Below are 18,990 nucleotides of genomic sequence, written 5' to 3'. Positions count from 1 at the left end.
GGGGACGTCCGGCCCGGACCGGATCGTCGCCCCGACGACGGCGGCGCGAAATCGTCGCGCGGGCGGCGACAGTCGTGGCAGGCGGGGGCGACGGCCGCGGACTCGCGGCCGACTTCCGGTGCCGCAGACCTCGGGGGACCTCGCGAAGACGATCCCCGTCCCGAATCGTCGGATGGTGCGTAACGGCACTTGCCCACGGCGACCGCGACCCTGTAATTTGGCGGCCATGAAACGGTCGCTCCCTGCCCTCCTCGCCTTCTCGCTCACGGTGTGGGCCACGACGGCCGTTTCGGCCCCATCGGACCGGCGCATCGCGCTCGTGATCGGCAACGCCGCCTACGACAGCTTCGGCCGCCTCGCCAACCCGGGCAACGACGCCGACGACATCGCCGGCGTCCTGCGCCAGGTCGGCTTCGAGGTGGTGGACGGCCGCAACCTCTCGCGGCGCGACATGGACCGCAAGCTGGCGCAGTTCTCGCGCATCGCCCACGATGCTGACACGGCGCTGGTCTACTATGCGGGCCACGGGCTTCAGTACCAGGGCCAGAACTACCTCGTCCCGACCGATGCGCAGCTCAAGGACGGGTTCGACGTCCCGTTCGAGACGATCGCGGTCGAGAGCGTGATCGGAGCGCTCGACAACGCCAAGGGCGCCCGCATCCTGATCCTGGACGCCTGCCGCGACCTGCCGCTGAAGGATGCCGGCCGGCGCAGCGGCGCCGCCGGCCTCGCGAGCGTCGTCGGCCGCAAGGGCCTCATCATGGCCTACGCCACCCAGGCCAACAGCGTCGCCTTCGACGGCACCGGCCGCAACAGCTTCTACGCCGCCGCCCTGGTCAAGACGATGGCCGAGCCGGGGCTGGAGGTCGGGCAGGTGTTCCAGCGCGTCGCCCTGTCGGTGTCCACCGCCACCAACGGGCGCCAGCTGCCGGAGGTGACCCGCTCCTACCCGGGCGAGGTCTTCCTCAACCGCACCGAGACCGACATCCAGGCCTGGAGCCGCCTGCGCACCAGCACGCAGATCGCCGACCTGCGCAGCTTCACCGTGAAATACGCCGGCAGCTTCCTGAGGGACGACGCCCTCGCGCGGATCAGGATGCTGGAGGAGAAGGGCTACGTCGCGGCGCCGGTCGCCGCCGACGATGCCCGCGGCCGCGAGGAGCGTCGCGCCACCGACGATCAGGTCGCCTGGGCGCGCCTCGAGGAGGAGCAGCGCCAGCGCGAGAAGGTCCGTCTGGCCGCCGACAAGGCGCGGCGCGACGAGGAGGAGCGGCAGGAGCAGGCCCTGATCCTGGCCCAGCGCCGGGAGGACGAGCGCCTCGCCGAGCTGGCCCGCAGGGCCCGCGAGGAGGAGGTCCGCGAGGCGGAGCGGCAGCAGGTGGCGCGCCTGGAACGGCAGCGTCGGGACGAGGAGGCCGCCCGGACCGTCGAGGCCGAGCGCCGCGAGCTGGAGCAGCGGACCAGACTCGCGATGCTCGCGACGCCGAAGGTCGAGGCGCCGCGGACCGAGGCCGCGCCCCCCGCCCCCGAGGCGCCGAAGCCGGCGGCCGCCCGGCCCGACCTCGCCGCCGACGTCCCCTCCGGACCGGCGATCGCCTATGCCAGCCTGACGATCAAGGACGAGCCTGCCGCCGCGACCGCCGCCCTGGACGAGGCCGCGGCCGCCCAGCAGGACCGCATCGTCGGCGCGGTGCAGGACCGTCTCCAGGCCCTCGGCTGCTACGACGGGACGATCAGATCGGACGGGAAGTCCGGCGCGTCGTGGAACACCCAATCGATGGAGGCGCTGGAGCGCTTCTACCGCGTCACCCAGGCGGGCGACACCCGGCCAGGCCTGACCCGCGCGGTCAAGATCGTCTCGCACATGCCCGACCAGTCCACCCTCGACATGCTGACCGGCTACCACGGCCGGATCTGCCCGGCGGCGTGCCCGACCGGAACCGAGCCGAGCGGCGATGCCTGCCTGCGGGTCTCCTGCCCGCCGGGCCTGGAGCCCAGCGGCGACGAATGCCGGCCCGCCACGGCCCCCCAGCACGTCAGCCTTCCGCCGGCGACGCCGCGGCCCGCCGAGACGCTCAAGCCGGCGGCGCCGGCCCCGAAGACCGCGGCACCGGCCGCCAAGGAACCCCGGGTCAAGCGCGCCGCGCTGCCCGATCCGGAGCCGGTGAAGGCGCGGCCCGCCGTCCGGGAGACGACGCGCCCGGTGGTGAAGCCGAAGGTCACCGTGGTGGAGCCGATCCGGGCCCGCGCCCGGATCCCGTCGCTCTCGCGGCCGGTCGAGGCCCGGGCGCCGGCGCCGGCGAGGGCGGCGTCGAGTTTCGGCCCGGCCGAGATCGGCGCGGCCCGGATGATGAGCCGGATGCCCTGACGGGGCCGGCTCCCGATGCGACGAGAGGCCGGTTCCGCTGGGAGCCGGCCTCTCGTCGCATCGGGCCCCTGGCCGTCCTCAGCCGGTCTCGTGGAGCGTCAGGGCGTAGGCGACGCCGTTCTCGCGGTCCTTGCCGACCGCCAGACCGATGCCGAGGGTGCCGACGTCGCGCAGCACCAGTTCCTCGCGCCGGATGCAGAACTCCTCGGCGCCGAACGGCGTCACGAAGGTGCCGTTGGTGCTGTGGTCGACGAGCACCCACTTGTCGCCCCGCCGCTCGATCGTCGCGTGGCGGCGGGAGACGTGCTCGCTCTCGATCAGGACGTCGTTGCCGGCCTCGCGGCCGAGGGAGACGCTCTGGCGGCCCTCGTCGAAGGTCCAGCGCCGGCCGCCGTGGGACAGGCGCAGTTCCGGGATCGGAGCCGCCTGCCGGGGGGCGGGCATCAGCGAGAACACGGTGGTCTGGTGGGTGGAGAGGTGCCACAGCACCTCCGCGACCCGCACCTCGTCGCCCACGCCCTTGACGTGGATGCCGCCCAGCGAGCGGGTGGCCGCCCGGCGCGCCGGAGGAAGCGCGTCGGCGAGGGCGCCGGTGGTGATGATCTGCCCGCCCTTGGCCAGGGCGACCATCCGGGCCGCCATGTTCACGGTCGTGCCGAAATAGTCGTCGGCGGTGCGCACCACCGGGCCGAAATGGAAGCCGATGCGCAGCTGCAGCCGGTGGGCGGCGGCGTGTTCGAGGGCGGGCGCCGCCTCCTCGAACCGGCGCTGGACCGCGATCGCCGCGTCGCACATGGCGCAGGCGTCGTCGAACACCGCCATGAACTCGTCGCCGATGGTCTTGACCAGACGACCGCCGCCGGCCTGCACCGCCGTCGCGGCGAGGTCGAGGCACGCATCGACCACCCGCAGGGCCACCGCGTCGCCGACCTCCCGGTACAGCCTGGTGCTCCCGGCGACGTCGCAGAACAGGACACCGATCGAGGCGGTTCCGGTGGTGCTCATCGGAGAGGAGTGATCCCCGCGGCTCCCTCGCGGGGCCGCTCCTCCCCTCCTGTAAGCAACTCCCCGGCGGTCGGGAAGCAAAAAAGTGCCGCTCGCCGTCGCGACGCCGGCGGAGCGCGCCCGATCGTGCCGGATCCTCGCCCCGGCGGGGCGGCCGGCGCCGCGCCGCGGGCTCTGGGCCCGGACTCCGACCCAATTCGCCGACGACGCAGGGATAACCGCGTCGTGAACGAGTTCTGCCCAGCAACGCCGGACCCCGCGACTCGCGCCTTACTGGGGTAATGCCGCCGCCCTACGCCGATCGGATTGTTTCCGCATCATTTCGATCCACCGACCCAAGCCCACTCGATCATGTGTCAGCATGGCGTGATCTTGATACCTCATTCATCTGGATGAGGCGATTTGCTCGACTTCGATGATCTCGACAGTTCTGTGGCGATTGCGCCACGGGGAGCGCAAATCCAGGCGAGGGCAGCCGAGCGGGTTTTTTCTCAACCGTGGCTGTGCGCAGAATGCGCCAGATCGTGATCGGGGCGGAGTTCGCGGATTATGGCGACGGACGGAGTGTGGGCGCGTGCGAGGCACCGCCAGGGTCTCGGGCGGGTGCGGCGGGCGCTGCTGCTGGGCGTGGCCGCAGGCATCGTGACGCCGGGCGTGGTCGCCGCCCAGACGATCGTGACGCCGGGCGTGGCCGCCGCCCAGAGGGTGGTGCCAGGCTTCGACTCGAATCAGCTCGCCCGCAACGACGACAGTTCGACGGGAGCGGTGGCGCTGCCGTTCGCGGCCAACTACTTCGGGACGACCTACAACCAGCTCTACGTCAACAACAACGGCAACGTGACGTTCGGCCGGGCGTCGGGCAGCTACACGCCGGTCGGACTGGGCGCAGATTACCGCGGCTCGCCGATCATCGCGCCGTTCTTCGCCGACATCGATACCAGCAACCCCGCGAGCGGGATCACGTCCTACGGCAACGGCTCCTTCGCCGGCCGCACGGCCTTCGGAGCGACGTGGCCGGGCGTCGGCTACTTCTCGAGCCGTGCCGACAAGACCAACACGTTCCAGTTGATCCTGACGGACCGCGCCGATACCGGCACCGGCAACTTCGACATCTACTTCAACTACGCCCGCATCCAGTTCGAGACCGGCAACGCCAACGGCGGGACGAACGGCCTCGGCGGCACCTCGGCCTCGGCCGGCTACTCGAACGGCTCCGGGGAGCCCGGCACCTACTTCGAGCTGCCGGGTTCGCTGGTGAACGGCGCCCTGATCGACGGCGGGCCCAACGCCCTCGCCACGTCCTCAAACAACGGCGTGGCCGGGCAGTTCCTGTTCCCGGTCCGCAACGGCACCGTGCTGTTCGCCAACGTCTGCCGGGCGGGCGACAACGCCTCGACGACGACGGTGGCCAATTGCGGTCCGAGCCAGACCTACAACGGCGGCATCCTCTACACGCCGAGCGGCTCGTTCATCCTCAACGTGCTCGACAACACCACGATCAACGCGGTGGCCCGCGGCACCGCCGTGCTGGTGACCCCGGCGAGCGCGACGCCCGGCACCGATCCGGCCGGCAGCGTCACCATCAACGTGGCGGCCTCGGCGACGATCTCCTCGCCCACCGGCACCGGCATCGAGATCGACAACGCCCAGGGAACCGGCGCCAGCACGGTGGCGAACCAGGGCACCGTCACCGCCGGGACCCTCGGCATCCTCGCCCGCGCCGGCTCGGGCATCCTGACCGTGACCAATGGCGGCACCGTCACGGCACCGCTCGGCGTGGTCGGCGCGTCGAGCAGCAGCGTCAGCGTGACCAATACCGGCACGATCGCCGGAGCGGCGATCGGCATCGCCGCCCTCGCGCCGGTCGCCACCGTCCGCAACGGGGGCGGCCTGAGCTTCAACGAGGTCGGCATCGCCGCCTACGGCCTCGCCTCCGTCTCCGTCGAGAACACGGGCACGATCACCCAGGACGCCTCCATCCCTGCCCTGCCCTCCGCCCTGCGCGCGGGCCTGCCGCAACTCGCCCAGCTCACCCAGACCTTCAGCCAGTTCGGCGCCGGCATCCTCGCCGACGGCGCGACCCAGGCCTTCCGGGGCATCGGCATCGCGGCACTCGGCAACGGCGGCGCGATCGTCAACAGCGGCACCATCACGGCGCCGGCCGCCGGCATCGCCGCCTATGCCGAAGCCGCGACCGGATCGTTCGGACTCGGCGATCTGAGCATCACCAACTCGGGCACCATCACCGCGACGGCCGGCATCGGCGTCGTGGCCTTCACCTCCGGCGGCAACCTGACCGTCACCAACTCCGGCACGATCGCCGGCGTGACCGGCCTCGTGGCCGGAATCCGGTCCCAGCAGTCGGGCACGCTCGCCATCACCAATACCGGGACCGTCTCGGGACTGGGGGGCTACGCGATCGACACCTCGGCGAGCGCCGTGGCGTCGCGCATCGACAACCGCGGCGTCATCCTCGGCACGGTGGCGCTGAGCAACGGCTCGACCCTGTCGAATGCCGGCCTGTTCAGCACCGCCGGCACGAGCAGCTTCGGGTCCGGCACCGTCGAGAATACCGGCGTCATCGCCCTCGCGGCCCAGAGCCCGACCGACAAGGGACCGGTGAGCGCCACCTTCGGCGGCATCTCCACGTTCACCAACGCCGGCACGATCGACCTGCGCACCGGCAGCGCCGCGAACCGGCTGGTCGTCCAGGGCGACTACGTCGGCCGCGACGGCACCCTGCTGCTCGACGCGGCCTCGGCCACCGGCGCCTCCGACCGGCTGGTCGTCACCGGCAGCGCCGCCGGCACCACCCGCCTCTTCGTCAACAACGTCACGCCCGGGGCGGCCTTCACCACCTCGCCGGTCCTGGTCGAGGTCGGCGGCGCGCTGACCCCCGGAGCGTTCAGGCTGGCGGGGGCACAGAACTTCGGCGCCCTGGAGGTCGCCCTCGTCAACGGCGCCGGCAGCGGCGGCGGCGGCACCGTCGCCCTCGCCACCGTGCCGTCCGCGGTCGGCCTCTCGGCTCCCACGGCGGTGATCGCCTCGCGCACCATCGCGTTCCAGGGCGGCACCGCCGTCCTCGACCGGATGACCCAGTTGCGCACCGACGCCCAGCGCGCCGCCTCCGGCACGCCGTCGATCCCGCAGGCGATGCAGTATGCCGGCCTGAACCAGTACTCGGCCCTGGTCAGCAAGGACCCGATCGCCCCGAACCTGGTCAAGCCGGTCGAGCCGGTGCCGAGCAACGTCCGCCCGGCCGCCTGGGCCCGCGCCTACGGCGACCTCGAGCGCCGCTCCGGCTCGTCGTCGTTCTCCGTCGGCGGCACCAGCTTCGTCCGCGACCTCGGCTACAGCCAGTCCGGCGGCGGCCTGCTCGGCGGCGCCGACCTCGTGATCAGCCGCCTGACCAAGGAGGATGACGGCCTCGTCATCGGCATCATGGGCGGCTACACCACCGCCGACGTCCGCCTCAACCGCAATGCCGGCCGGCAGGATTACGAGGGCGGCACGGTCGGCGTCTACGGCACCTACCTGAACGGGCCCTGGTTCTGGGACCACCTGTTCAAGGTCGACCTGCTCGGCCTCGACATCCGGGCGCCGGGCCTGCTGCAGCGCACGGGGCTGCAGAACTACGCCTACACCACCAATGTCGGCTACCGCATCCCGCTGGAGCACGCGATCTACGTCGAACCGACGGCGGGGCTCGAATACGTCGCCACCACCTTCAACCAGCAGGCGGCGCTGACGGCGACCTCGGTTCCCCTGCGCGACGGCGACGCCCTGCGCGGGCGGATCGGCGCGCGGGTGGGTTCGGAATTCGTCGAGGGCGACATCCGGGTCGAGCCGAGCGTGACCGGCTTCGTGTACTCCGTGCTGACGGAGAGCGGGGTCACGGGCGCGGTGAACGGGGTCACGGGCGTGACCGGCCTGCGCGAGCAGGGCAAGGTGCGCGGCGAGGTCCAGGCCTCGGTGAACTTCTTCAACCTCAAGACCGGCCTGTCGGGCTTCGTGCGGGCCGATTACCGCATCGGCGGCGACCTCGTCGGCGGCGGCGGCCGGGTGGGCATGCGCTACCAGTGGTAGGCTCGATCGACGGTCGACGATGCAAGGGGGTCCGGCTCGCGCCGGGCCCCTTTTTCGTCGGCCCGGCCCCGGGGCCGCCGCGAGGGCGCCCGTCGCGTGCGCCGACGCACAGGCTTCCGGCGCCTCGCCCGATACGGTTCCCGGACGATACGGTCATGACCCGTATGAGAAGATGCTCCACGCCAAGCTTGCATCGTCCTGGCGGGACACCACATCCGCAAGACGTCCGGCCTCAAGACTTGCGAGGCCGCCAGAGAAACCCGAAGGAGGGATCATGATTCTGCGTGTTGCCGCGACCCTGTCGGCCGCCACCGTCGCGATGTTCTCGACCGCCGCCGTGCCGGCGCGGGCCGACTACGTCCTGTGCGCCACGCCGTGGTCGTGCGAGCGCGTCAGCGAGCGGCCCGCGTACCGCGACCTGCGGGAACTTCACGCGGCCAACCACCAGTGGCAGGCCTGGAACGGCGACGGTCCTCGCCCCTATACCCGCTTCGACATCGAGGCGCTGCGGCTGATGACCCGGATGCCGTGACGCCGGGGCGCGCCATGGGCGCCGGCCGGGTTCAGCCTCCGAGCCTGAAATAGCTGATCGCGATCCCCGCCGGCCGCGGATCGCGGTCGAGTTCCTCGCCGACCTGACGCAGGAGCGGCCCGGCCCGCAGCGTGCCGGGTCCCCGCAGGCTGGCGAGCGGCCTCTGGCTCGTGAGCAGGAGCAGCATCTGCGGCTTGGGCGCGCCGCTGCCCTCGACCCGGACCGCGAAGCGCGCCGTGTCGCCGACGCGCCGCACCGAGCGGCTGAGGTTGCTGACCCGGCCGTCATCCCCGACGAGCAGCAGTTCGACGCTGCGGTCGCCCCCCGCCTCCACCGTCCCGGTCAGTTCCTGGCCGCTGTGCAACAGGTCCGACGTGACCGCGAGGCCGGCGGCGCGGGCGTCGCGCAGCGGATAGTGCCGTGCCAGGAACGCCACCAGCGGGCATTGCGCCTCGGTGAGCTGGTGCAGGACGATCTGCGGCTCGATGCCGAGGCCGCGCTGGAACGCGGCATCGAAGACCATGAACGGCCGGGGCGAGGCCCCGAACGCGTCCACCATCACGTTCGGCGGCTCGACCGAGACCGCCGTGACGAAGAAGCAGTCGCCGCCGTCGTAGGTGCGCATGAAGCTCTCGACCTGCGCGGCGCTTGCCGGAGGGTCGGCCGCGGCGCTTGCCGGAGGGTCGGCGCGCGTGGGCGGCGCCGCGTCCGGATCCGGTCCCGGATCGGGCAGCGGCGTGATGACGGATTTCGGCGGCGGGCCTGATTGCGGCGGCGGCTCGGGCGCCCGGGGTGCCTCGGGCGCCTGGACCGGCCCGACGGCTGCGCCGTCGCCCGGCGGGGCGTCGCGGACCTGCTGGGCCGGCCGTCCGGACCCGTCCGGGGGGAGCGCCCCGACCCTCGGCGGAGCCGCGGGTTCGCGTCCCGGCAGCATCAGCGCCGCCGTCCCGCCGAGGACCGCCGCCGCCGCCAGCCCGGCCGCGGTCGCGAGCACGGGTCCGATCCGCCGCCGCCGCGGCTCGTCCCAGGACAGCAGGGCCGCCACCGCCGCCATGTCGGCCGGGCGGTCCTTCGGGTGCGGCTGCAGCATCGCGGTCAGGACCGGGCGGATGCGCTCGTCGATCCGCGAGAGATCCGGCACGCGCCGGCGCTTGTCGATCACCTCGACGAGGCTGCCGCCCATGTCGAGGGCCTCGCCGCGGGCCGCGCAGGCGAGCAGCAGGCCGAGGCTGTAGATGTCAGATTGAGGGGTCACCTCGCCGCCGTGCAGGCCGAGCTGCTCGGGCGAGACGTAGGCGTACTTGCCGGCGAAGCCGCCGCCGATCACCGTCCCGTCCTCGCTCGGGGCCCGGGCGATGCCGAAATCGATCAGCTTGGCCCGGGCGACGTTGCCGCCGGGCAGGATCACGTTGTCGGGCGAGACGTCGCGGTGGATGATGCCGAGATCGTGCGCGGCCTGGAGCCCGGCGGCGAGCCGGCGCAGCAGCAGCGACAGGGTCGCGGTGTCGAGGGGGGACGCCTTCAGGTGCTCGGACAGCAGCACGCCGTCGACGAACTCCATCGCGAGATAGGGCAGGCCGAGCTTCGGATCGACGGAGAACACGAAGTACCGGACGATCGCCTCGTGGTGGAGGTTGTGCAGCGCCGAGGCCTCGCGGCGGAACAGCGCCAGGGCCGCCGGGTCGCGGGCGAGTTCCGCCTTGATGACCTTGATCGCCACCGCGTCGCCGGTGCCCAGCGCCTCGCCCTTGTAGACCTCGCCCATGCCGCCGGCGGCGATGAGGCTGCGGATCGCGTAGGTGTCGTTGAGCCGGGTGCCGGGACGGATGAAGGCGCTCTCCGCCTGCGGCAGGAAGACCGTCTCCTCGTTCATGACGCCGCGTCCTCCGGGGGCGTCCCCTCCGGGTCCGGCGGGCCGAGGTAGCGGACCGCCACGACGGTGACGTTGTCGGTCGCGCCGCGCGCCAGGGTCAGCGCCACCAGGGCGTCGCACGCGCCCTGCGCCGCGGCGGCGTCGGCGCACAGGCTCAGGATCTCCCGGTCGCCGACGTGCTGGGTCAGCCCGTCCGAGCAGAGGATGAACAGGTCGCCGGGCTCCAGCAGGCCGTGGTCGAGCTCGACCTCGGGGCGCTCGCGCACGCCGATCGCCCGGGTGACGACGTTGCGGCCCGGCCAGGCGCTCGCCTCCTCGGGGGTCAGCACCCCCCGGTCGAGCAGGGACTGGATCTCGGTGTGGTCGCGGGAGAGCTGCGCGATGTCTCCGGCCCGGACCCGGTAGATCCGGCTGTCGCCCGACCACAGGCAGGCGAAGTGGGGGACGAAGATCAGCAGCGCCGCCACGGTGGTGCCGACGAGGTCGCCGCGGGCCTGCGCCACCTTCTGGATCTCGGCATTCGCCATGACGATGCCGGCCTTCATCCGGGCGAGCAGATCGCCGGCCGAGGCCGCGGGCGCGATTCCCGCCAGGGCCCGGACGAGGGCGCCCGATGCGACGTCGCCGGCGGCGTGCCCGCCCATCCCGTCCGCGACCGCGAACAGCCCGCTCTCGGGCGCGACGAGGAAGCGGTCCTCGTTCAGCGAGCGGACACGTCCCACATGGCTCGCCGCGCCGAGATCGAGCCGGGTCGCCGGCCAGCGCGGCGCCTCTCCCCCGCCCTGCGGGGCCGTCTCGGGCATCCGACCGGTCCTTCCTCGTGCAACCCGACCACCGTCGCGCGGGCGCGGCAACCCTGACCGAGGCGACGCGGTTCGGCAAGGCCGGGCGGATCGCGCCGCGGGGCGACGCTACATTCCGGGCGCGAAGAGCGCCTCGCGGAGCGAGTTCGAGGGGACGAATGTCCGCTCGAACGCAGAGCGGAGCGAGAGCCAAGTGAGCGGATGCGAACGCCGGCGCCTGAGGCCAAGCAAGAAACCAGGGCAATCGCTCTCAAGCGATTGCCCTGGATCGCGCCGCGGGGCGACGCTGTCTGCCGGGGGCGACGCGCACCCCGCGAAGCGGGGCCGAGGGGACGAAGGTCCGCTCGCACACACGGCCGCCGGCGCCCGAGGTCGGCCAAGGAGCGGGGGCCGTCGCGCCGAAGCGGTCGGCCCGATGCGCGCCGGCCCCGCCGCCCGTCGCGAGGGACACACGCCGGTCGTCGCGCCGGCATCGATCCGACCCCCGGCCTCGCACCGTCTATCGCGGCATCGGGTGCGCGCCCACACCGAAGTCGCCGGGTGAACGACGTAGGAAACAGGTCGTCGCCGGAGGGCAGGCGCTCCCGGGATCGGGGATGCTGCTGATGTCCGGGCCTGTTTGTCGCCGTGCCTTGGGACGGAGAGAGCGATGCGCGGTTTATGCTTGGCCCGATCGGGCGTGCCGCCTTCAGGGCGAATGGATCGTGGGGGCCGCCACTCGCCGTTGACTGGCGGCGCCGTTGCTCCGGATAGATCCGTCAAACTTGTCAGCACCGCCGGGTGGTTTTAAGATCCCATGGCTGAAATCTGGCCTCTGCGGACATCTTCGAGGGTCGTATGCGTGCGTGGTGGTTCGTCTGCATCGTGCTCGCGGCGGGGGCCTCTCTCGTGCGCCCGGCCGCGGCCGAGACCAAGCGGGAGGACCGCGTGGCGCTCCTGATCGGCAACGCGCAGTATCCGGACGGCGACGCGCCGCTGACCACGCCGGTCCAGGACGTCCGCGCCCTCGGGGCGGCCCTGCAGCGGAAGGGCTACGCCGTCGATCTCGCCGAGAACGCCACCAAACGCACGATGAACGACGCCCTGACGGCGTTCTTCGCCAAGATCAAGCCCGGGTCGAGCGTGCTGTTCTACTTCTCGGGCTACGGCATCCAGTCGGCCCGCAAGAACTACCTGGTCCCGGTCGACGGCCAGATCTGGAGCGAGGCCGACCTGCAGCGCGACGGGGTGACCGTCGACGGGGTGATGGCGGAGATCGACCGGCGCGGCGCGGAGATGAAGGTCGTGGTGCTCGACGCGGCCAACCGCAATCCGTTCGAACGGCGCTTCCGAAGCTTCTCGACCGGCCTCGCGCCGACGACCGATCCGCCGGCCAACACCCTGCTGGTCCACTCCACCGCCCCCGGCACGATGCTGCGTCCGGGCACCGGCACCCGCAGCGCCTTCGCGGAGGAGCTCGTCCGGGCGGTCGGCAGCGACGGCCTGTCCCGACCGGCCTTCGACAAGACCCGGGCCGGCGTCTCGGCCGCCAGCCAGGGCGCCCAGGTGCCATGGATCTTCTCGACCCTGAAGGAGGGCTCGGGCGGGGGCTGGAGCGATCCGCGGCCGGTGGCCGGCAAGCCGCCGCGGCAGATCGAGATCGCGGCGGCCACCGCAGCCGGGCCGCTGCGGACCGAGGCGACGAAGCCGGACCCCGCGAAGGCCGCACCCGAGCCCGCCAAGCTGCCCGAGCCCGCAAAGCTGCCCGAGGCAGCCAAGCCTGATGCGCTCAAGCCCGACCTGACGAGGCCCGCGGACGCCGCCAGGCTGCCCGAGACCGGCACGTCGCCGGCGGTCGTCGCCGTGCCGGACCCGGCCCGGGACTTCGCCACCGCCAAGCGGACGAACACCCGCGAGGCCTACCAGGCCTTCGTCGCCCGCTACCCGACCGGCGCCTGGGCCGACCGGGCTCAGGCCGAGATCGACCGGCTCGACGCGGCCGCGAGGCCTGCACCCGCCAGCATCCCGGTCCTCGCCTATTCCCGCGAGGACCAGCGCATGAAGGCCGATCTCGATCGGGCGCTGGAACGCAACCCCGCCGATGCGGCCGCGCTCTACCGACGGGGCCAGCTCCACGCGATCCATCGCGAGTTCCGGCCGGCGCTCGCGGATTTCGACGAGGTCATCCGCCTCAACCCGCAGGACGTCGAGGCCCTCAACAACCGCTGCTGGGTCCGGGCGATGATCGAGGAGCTCGACCGTGCCCTGCGCGACTGCAACGAGGCCCTCAAGCTGCGTCCCAACTTCCCGGACGCCCTCGACAGCCGGGGGCTGGTCAACCTCAAGATCGGGCTGCACGGCATGGCCATTCGCGACTACGACGCCGCCCTGCGGAGCAACGGCAAGCAGGCCTCGTCGCTCTACGGCCGCGGGCTTGCGCGCCTGCGCACCGGCGACACCCAGGACGGCAACAGCGACATCAGCGACGCCCTGGCGATGGATCCAGGCGTCGCCAAGGAGTTCGCCCGATACGGAATCCGTTGAGCGGAGATTCGGAGCATCCGCCCAACGCGACGGCAGGCCCCCGTCACGCCCCGGGACCGGGGCGGGGCCACAGCAGGTCCGGTCTCATGCGTCCCCCACGACCCGACCGCACGCTCGCCGTGCGGACCGCACAAGGAGCATCACGATGACGAGCGAAGTCCCGGTCCGGTTCCGTCGCACCGGCCGCCTCACCCTCCTGGCCGGCCTCCTGGCCCTGGGCTCGGCCGCCGCGCAGGCGCAGACGGCCCCCACCGAGGCGGACATCCTCAAGGCCCTGTCGCCCGAGCCGCCCCTGACCCGCAGCCTCTCGACCGCCGTCCGCGGCGAGACCGGCAGCACGGAGGACCGCGCCTTCCTCGACACGCTGCGCAACCGGACCTCGTTCTCCTCGACCGAGCGGCAGAAGATCGCCGCCGCCTCGGCCGACAAGCCGAGCATCGATCTGGAGATCCCGTTCGAGTACAACTCGGCGACGATCGGCCCCAAGGCGCTGCCGCTGGTGAAGACCCTCGGGGCAGCCTTGGCCCAGCTCAAGGGCAGCACCTTCCTGGTCGTCGGACACACCGACGGCAAGGGGCAGGACCAGACCAACCAGCGCCTGTCCGAGCGCCGGGCCGAGGCGGTGAGGCAGTACATCGTACAGAACTACGGCGTGCCGCAGGCCAACCTCGTGGCGGTCGGCTATGGCAAGACGCAGCTGAAGGATCGCGGCAACCCGCTCGCGGCGAACAACCGGCGGGTGACCGCGATCAACATGTCGGGCGTGAAGTCGGCCTCGCGCTTCTGAGCCGCAGGGACGACGCCCCCGCCGCCCCCGCGCGGGGCGGCGGGCGACCCAGAGCCCCACCGAGCGCGGCGCCGCGGGTGTCCGCTCGCGACGCAGAGCCGTTCATGCCCGCCGACCGTTTCCGGGTTCCGTCCGCCGCATGGCTCCTGGCCACATGGCTCCTGGCCGCTTGGCTCGCCGCGGTCGCGCCGGGCGTCTGCAGCGCAGCGCCCGCCACCGTCCAGGCCCGCAAGGCCTGCTTCTCCGATGCGGTGCGGGTCACCGGCTACGTCGTTCCCCGCAGCGAGACCTATCTCGCCTACCCGGTCGAGGGCTACCGCATCGCCGAGGTGCTGGTGCAGGAGGGCGACAGCGTGAGCGCCGGCCAGGATCTGGTGCGCCTCGCCCGGATCGCGCCGGAGGATCCGGCCGGCGCAGGCCCGGCCACCCGCCTGCCGGCGAGCGTCGCCCTGAAGGCCCCCGAAGCCGCGACCGTCGCCCGCAGCACCGCCCAGGTCGGCGCCCTCACGGGCCCGCAGGCGGATCCGCTGGTGCGCCTCGTCGCCGACCGGAATCTCGACCTGATGGTGCAGGTGCCGAGCCTCTACGTGACCAAGGTGCGCCAGCACGCCGCCACCCGCGTGCTGACCGAGGCCGGGGAGTTGCGCGGGGAGGTCCGGGTGCCGGCGACCGACGTCGACCCGGCCACCCAGTTCGGCCGGGCGCTCATCTCGCTGCCGGCCGGGGCCGGGCTGCGGCCGGGCCTGTTCGCCCGGGCCCTGGTGGACACGGCATCGAGTTGCGGGCTCTCGGTGCCTCGCTCCGCCATCCTGCGCCGCAGCGACTTCACCAGCGTGCAGGTGGTGGCGCGCGACGGGCGCATCGATACCCGGCGGGTCACCGTCGGCCTCTCCTCGCAGGACGACGTCGAGATCCGCAGCGGGCTCGCCGAGGGCGACACGGTGGTCGCCAACGCGGGCATGGCGTTCTGACGCGCGAGCCGGGCGACCGCCCGGGGCCGGCCCGACGGCCACTCCTCCCGATCCGAGACCCAACCGAGGCGAGAGCGACCTTGTCCCTGAACGTGTCCTCCTGGGCGATCCGCCGGCCGCTCCCGTCCATCCTGATCTCGCTGATCCTGCTGATCCTCGGCTGGACGAGCTTCACCAAGCTGCCGATCACCCGCCTGCCCTCGGCCGACATCCCGATCATCTCGGTGGCGGTGGCGCAGTTCGGGGCGGCGCCGGCGGAACTGGAGACCCAGGTCACCAAGACCGTCGAGGACGGCCTCTCGGGCGTCGAGGGGGTGCGCCACATCTCCTCGACCATCACCGACGGCATCTCGGTGACGACGGTGCAGTTCCGCCTCGAGACCAATACCGACCGGGCCCTCAACGACGTCAAGGACGCGATCACCCGCATCCAGGCCGACCTGCCGCGCAACGCCGAGACGCCGCTGATCCAGCGGGTCGACGTCGTCGGACTGCCGATCGTGACCTACGCCGCGGAAGCCCCCGGCAAGACGCCCGAGCAGCTGTCCTGGTTCGTCGACACCGTGGTCAAGCGGCGCCTGCAGAGCATCCGCGGCGTGGCGCAGTTCGAGACCATCGGGGGCGTCGAGCGCGAGATCCTGGTCTCGCTCGATCCCGACCGCCTGCTCGCCTACGGGCTCACCGCCGTCGATGTCAGCCGGCGCCTGCGCGGCATCAACGTCGACGTGGCGGGCGGACGCACCCGGCTCGGCGGGCAGGACTACGCCATCCGGGCGCTCGCCGGCGCCCGCTCCCTCGACGAGCTGAAGGGCGTGATGATCCCGCTCGCCACCGGCGGGCAGATCCGGCTGCAGGATCTCGGCGTCGTCACCGACACGGTGGCGGACCGGCGCACCTTCGCCAGCCTCGACGCCAAGCCCGTCGTCGCCTTCGGCATCAAGCGCGCCAAGGGCGCCAGCGACGTGGTGGTGGCCAAGGCCGTGCAGGCCAAGATCGACCAGATCCAGGAGGAGCACCCGGACGTCCGGCTGACGCTGATCGACACCTCGGTCGACTACACGGTCGGCAACTACGACGCGGCGATCAAGACGCTGTTCGAGGGGGCGGCGCTCGCGGTCGTGGTCGTGTTCCTGTTCCTGCGCAATCTGCGCACCACGGTCATCGTGGCGGTGTCGCTGCCGCTGTCGATCTTCCCGGCCTTCTGGGCGATGGACCTGCTCGGCTTCTCGCTCAACCTCGTGAGCTTCCTCGCCGTCACCCTCTCGACCGGCATCCTGGTCGACGATTCGATCGTCGAGATCGAGAACATCGTCCGCCACATCCGCATGGGCAAGTCGCCCTATCAGGCGGCCGTCGACGCCGCCGACGAGATCGGACTCGCGGTCATCGCGATCAGCTTCACCATCGTGGCGATCTTCGCGCCGGCGAGCTTCATGGGCGGCATCGCCGGGCAGTTCTTCAAGCAATTCGGCATCACGATCGCCGTGCAGGTGCTGTTCTCGCTGCTCGCCGCCCGATTCGTGACCCCGATGCTGGCCGCCTACATCCTCAAGCCGGAGGTCCGCGGGGAGAAGCCGCCGGGCCGGATCGAGCGGGCCTATGTCTGGCTGGTCGGCAAGTCGGTGCGGTACTACCTCGTCACCGTGCTGCTCGGCATCGGCCTGTTCGCCGCCTCGCTCGCCAGCATGCGGCTCCTCTCCGAGGGCTTCCTGCCGGCCCAGGACACCGCCCGCTCCCTGCTCTCGGTCGAGCTGCCGCCGGGCTCCCTCATCTCCGACACCCAGCGGGTCACCGACGGCATCGTGGCGGAGCTGAAGGCGATCCCGGAGGTGAGAAGCGTGTTCGTGAACGGCGGACGCCCGCAGCAGGGCACCGCCGAGGTGCGCCGCGCGTCGCTGATCCTGAACTACACCCCCAAGTCCGAGCGCACGATCACCCAGCAGGCGCTCGAGCAGCAGGTCGACCGGCGCCTGCGGGAGCTTCCCGACATCCGCTACTGGTTCGTCGACGAGAACGGGCTGCGGGCGGTCTCGCTCGTGGTCACCGGCCAGGACAGCCGCACGGTCGCGAGCGTGGCCAACGAGCTCGCCAACCAGATGCGCCGCCTGCCGACGGTGGCCAACGTGATCTCGGGCGCCACCCTCGACCGGCCGGAGCTGCGCATCCGGCCGCGCATGGACCTCGCGGCCCGCTTCGGCATCACCGCCGACACCCTGTCGGAGACGATCCGCGTCGCCACGATCGGCGACGTCGGTCCCGCGCTCGCCAAGTTCGACGCCGGCGACCGGCTGGTGCCGGTCCGGGTCCAGCTCGACGACACCGCCCGGCTCAACTGGGCGGTGCTGGAGGGCCTGCGCATCCCGAGCCCGGCCGCCCGGGGCGGCGTCCCGCTCGCGACCGTGGCCGAACTCGGCTTCCAGGACGGGCCGGCCAACATCGCGCGCTACGACCGCGAGCGCCAGGCGACGGTGGCGGCAGATCTCGTCGGCACGGCAGCCCTCGGCGACGTGCTCAAGAGCATCGACGCGCTGCCGGTGATGACGAACCTGCCCAAGGGCGTCCAGGTGAGCCAGTCGGGGGACGCCGAGAACCTCGCCGAGCTGTCGGCGGGCTTCGCCGAGGTGATGCAGGCCGGCCTGCTGATGGTCTACGCCGTGCTGGTGATGCTGTTCGGCTCGTTCCTGCACCCGGTCACGATCCTGTTCTCGCTGCCGCTCTCCCTCGGCGGCGCCGTGATGGCGCTCCTCGTCACCGGCAAGCAGCTCACCACGCCGGTCTGGATCGGCATCCTGATGCTGATGGGCATCGTCACCAAGAATGCGATCATGCTGGTGGAATTCGCCATCGAGGCGATGCGTCACGGCATGGACCGCAACGAGGCGATCATCGATGCCGGCCGCAAGCGGGCCCAGCCGATCGTGATGACGACCATCGCGATGGTGGCCGGCATGGTGCCGAGCGCCCTCGCGGTCGGGGCCGGCGGCGAGTTCCGCTCGCCGATGGCGATCGCGGTGATCGGCGGATTGCTGTTCTCGACCGCGCTGTCGCTGATCTTCGTGCCGGCGGTGTTCTGCCTCATGTGCGCGGTCTCCGACCTGCCGGGCCGGCTCTATCGCGGGGTGCAGGCCCGGGTCGGGACGCCTCGCGCAGCCGGGGACCGGGCCCCGCCCGGCGCGCCGCCGGAGACCGCGACGGCCGCCCCTCGCGAGGGGTGATACGATTGTCGTGGTATTTTCCGCGTGAAGCACCCCTTTCCCGGGCGAGTGAAGCGTCAGCGGAAGGAGATCCGGGATCCAGACGTCAGATGTGCCGCGAAGCGGCTCAGTCTGACAGCACTGTCGCTGAGTATGGACGCTTCGCGAATTCTTGTGCTGGATCCCGGATCTCCTTCCATTGCGTTCCAGTCGTCCGGGAAAGAGGAGTCCATTCTTTAGATCAAGAGTCAAACAGGCTCTGATACGATTCTCGGACGATGCGGTCCGGAACCCGTGTCACCAGCCCGCGCGGTGGAGCCGGAGGCTCCACACGCCTGAGCGAGGCCGAAATCCGCATCGCGAAGCGCGGAGATCGGCTTCGCCGCCGCGCATGCCGAGGCGGCGTTCCTGAGCGGCCCGTCGACATCCGCGATCGCCGCGACGGTGGCCGACACCCGCCGCACCGCCCGCGATCCCGCCGGAATCCCGTTCTTTGCCCTGATGACGGTGATCGTCGGGCGCATCCCGGTGATCCGGAGGGACCACGCGGTCGCCTCGATGGTCGAGTCCTTCCCGCCCGGAGAAGATCTGGACGATCCGCGAGATCGTCACCCACAACGCCATCGGCGGGCGCGGCCCGGTGCTGGGGGCTCGGCCGCGCAGGTCGCCGAGGTCCTGGCAGGTCGCCGACGCCCTGGAAGCCTGGATGGACGGGACCGACATCGACGGCCTCAACCGGAGCTACGCGGCGACGTCGTCGGCCCCACCCGGAACCGGCGGATCGCACCCGTCGGTTCAGTCGGTCGTTTTCATACGATTTCCGATTGATCGCTTCGCGATGCGGAAAT

Annotated in this window: 11 protein-coding genes; 7 read left to right on the top strand and 4 right to left on the bottom strand. The window is 72.0% G+C overall.

From position 1 onward, the window contains the following. The first annotated feature begins 226 nt into the window (after positions 1-226). Complete coding sequence (locus tag EOE48_RS21250) at positions 227-2,368, top strand: caspase family protein (RefSeq protein WP_127732889.1); 2,142 nt, start codon at positions 227-229, stop codon at positions 2,366-2,368. 78 nt (positions 2,369-2,446) lie between these two features. Here EOE48_RS21250 and EOE48_RS21245 read toward each other — a convergent pair whose 3' ends face one another. After that, complete coding sequence (locus EOE48_RS21245) at positions 2,447-3,373, bottom strand: adenylate/guanylate cyclase domain-containing protein (protein ID WP_127732888.1); 927 nt, start codon at positions 3,371-3,373, stop codon at positions 2,447-2,449. A gap of 549 nt (positions 3,374-3,922) precedes the next feature. Here EOE48_RS21245 and EOE48_RS21240 point away from each other — a divergent pair. Both EOE48_RS21240 and EOE48_RS21235 read left to right on the top strand, forming a co-directional pair. Beyond that, entirely contained in the window at positions 3,923-7,459 is a 3,537-nt protein-coding gene (locus EOE48_RS21240) for an autotransporter outer membrane beta-barrel domain-containing protein (protein ID WP_127732887.1), read from the top strand. Positions 7,460-7,733: 274 nt separating this feature from the next. After that, entirely contained in the window at positions 7,734-7,991 is a 258-nt protein-coding gene (locus EOE48_RS21235) for a hypothetical protein (RefSeq protein WP_127732886.1), read from the top strand. A 31-nt stretch (positions 7,992-8,022) separates the two neighbouring features. Here the strand turns inward: EOE48_RS21235 and EOE48_RS21230 are convergent, their stop codons facing one another. After that, positions 8,023-9,864, bottom strand: coding sequence for a serine/threonine-protein kinase (locus EOE48_RS21230; protein ID WP_127732885.1), 1,842 nt, complete (start codon positions 9,862-9,864; stop codon positions 8,023-8,025). After that, positions 9,861-10,667 carry a PP2C family protein-serine/threonine phosphatase gene (locus EOE48_RS21225; protein ID WP_127732884.1) on the bottom strand — a complete coding sequence of 269 codons (807 nt, stop codon included), beginning with the start codon at positions 10,665-10,667 and terminating at the stop codon, positions 9,861-9,863. Before EOE48_RS21225 ends, EOE48_RS21230 begins: the two co-directional genes overlap by 4 nt. A gap of 837 nt (positions 10,668-11,504) precedes the next feature. Here EOE48_RS21225 and EOE48_RS21220 point away from each other — a divergent pair. The 4 genes from EOE48_RS21220 (at position 11,505) to EOE48_RS21205 (ending at position 18,163) form a co-directional block, all read left to right on the top strand. Beyond that, complete coding sequence (locus tag EOE48_RS21220; RefSeq protein ID WP_127732883.1) at positions 11,505-13,190, top strand: caspase family protein; 1,686 nt, start codon at positions 11,505-11,507, stop codon at positions 13,188-13,190. A 145-nt stretch (positions 13,191-13,335) separates the two neighbouring features. Then, positions 13,336-13,977: an OmpA family protein gene (locus tag EOE48_RS21215; protein WP_127732882.1), complete on the top strand. Its 642-nt coding sequence runs from the start codon at positions 13,336-13,338 to the stop codon at positions 13,975-13,977. A gap of 104 nt (positions 13,978-14,081) precedes the next feature. Further along, positions 14,082-14,948, top strand: a complete 867-nt coding sequence (locus EOE48_RS21210; protein ID WP_127732881.1) for an efflux RND transporter periplasmic adaptor subunit — start codon at positions 14,082-14,084, stop codon at positions 14,946-14,948. Between the two features lie 80 nt (positions 14,949-15,028). Continuing rightward, a complete protein-coding gene (locus tag EOE48_RS21205; RefSeq protein ID WP_127732880.1) occupies positions 15,029-18,163 on the top strand; it encodes an efflux RND transporter permease subunit in 3,135 nt (1,044 codons plus the stop codon). A 227-nt stretch (positions 18,164-18,390) separates the two neighbouring features. Here the strand turns inward: EOE48_RS21205 and EOE48_RS29320 are convergent, their stop codons facing one another. Continuing rightward, a complete protein-coding gene (locus EOE48_RS29320; RefSeq protein WP_187371501.1) occupies positions 18,391-18,666 on the bottom strand; it encodes a hypothetical protein in 276 nt (91 codons plus the stop codon). Positions 18,667-18,990: the final 324 nt, after the last annotated feature.

This window comes from Methylobacterium oryzihabitans (assembly GCF_004004555.2).
GTDB classification, from domain to species: Bacteria; Pseudomonadota; Alphaproteobacteria; order Rhizobiales; family Beijerinckiaceae; genus Methylobacterium; species Methylobacterium oryzihabitans.
This window is presented reverse-complemented; position numbering and strand designations above follow the sequence as displayed.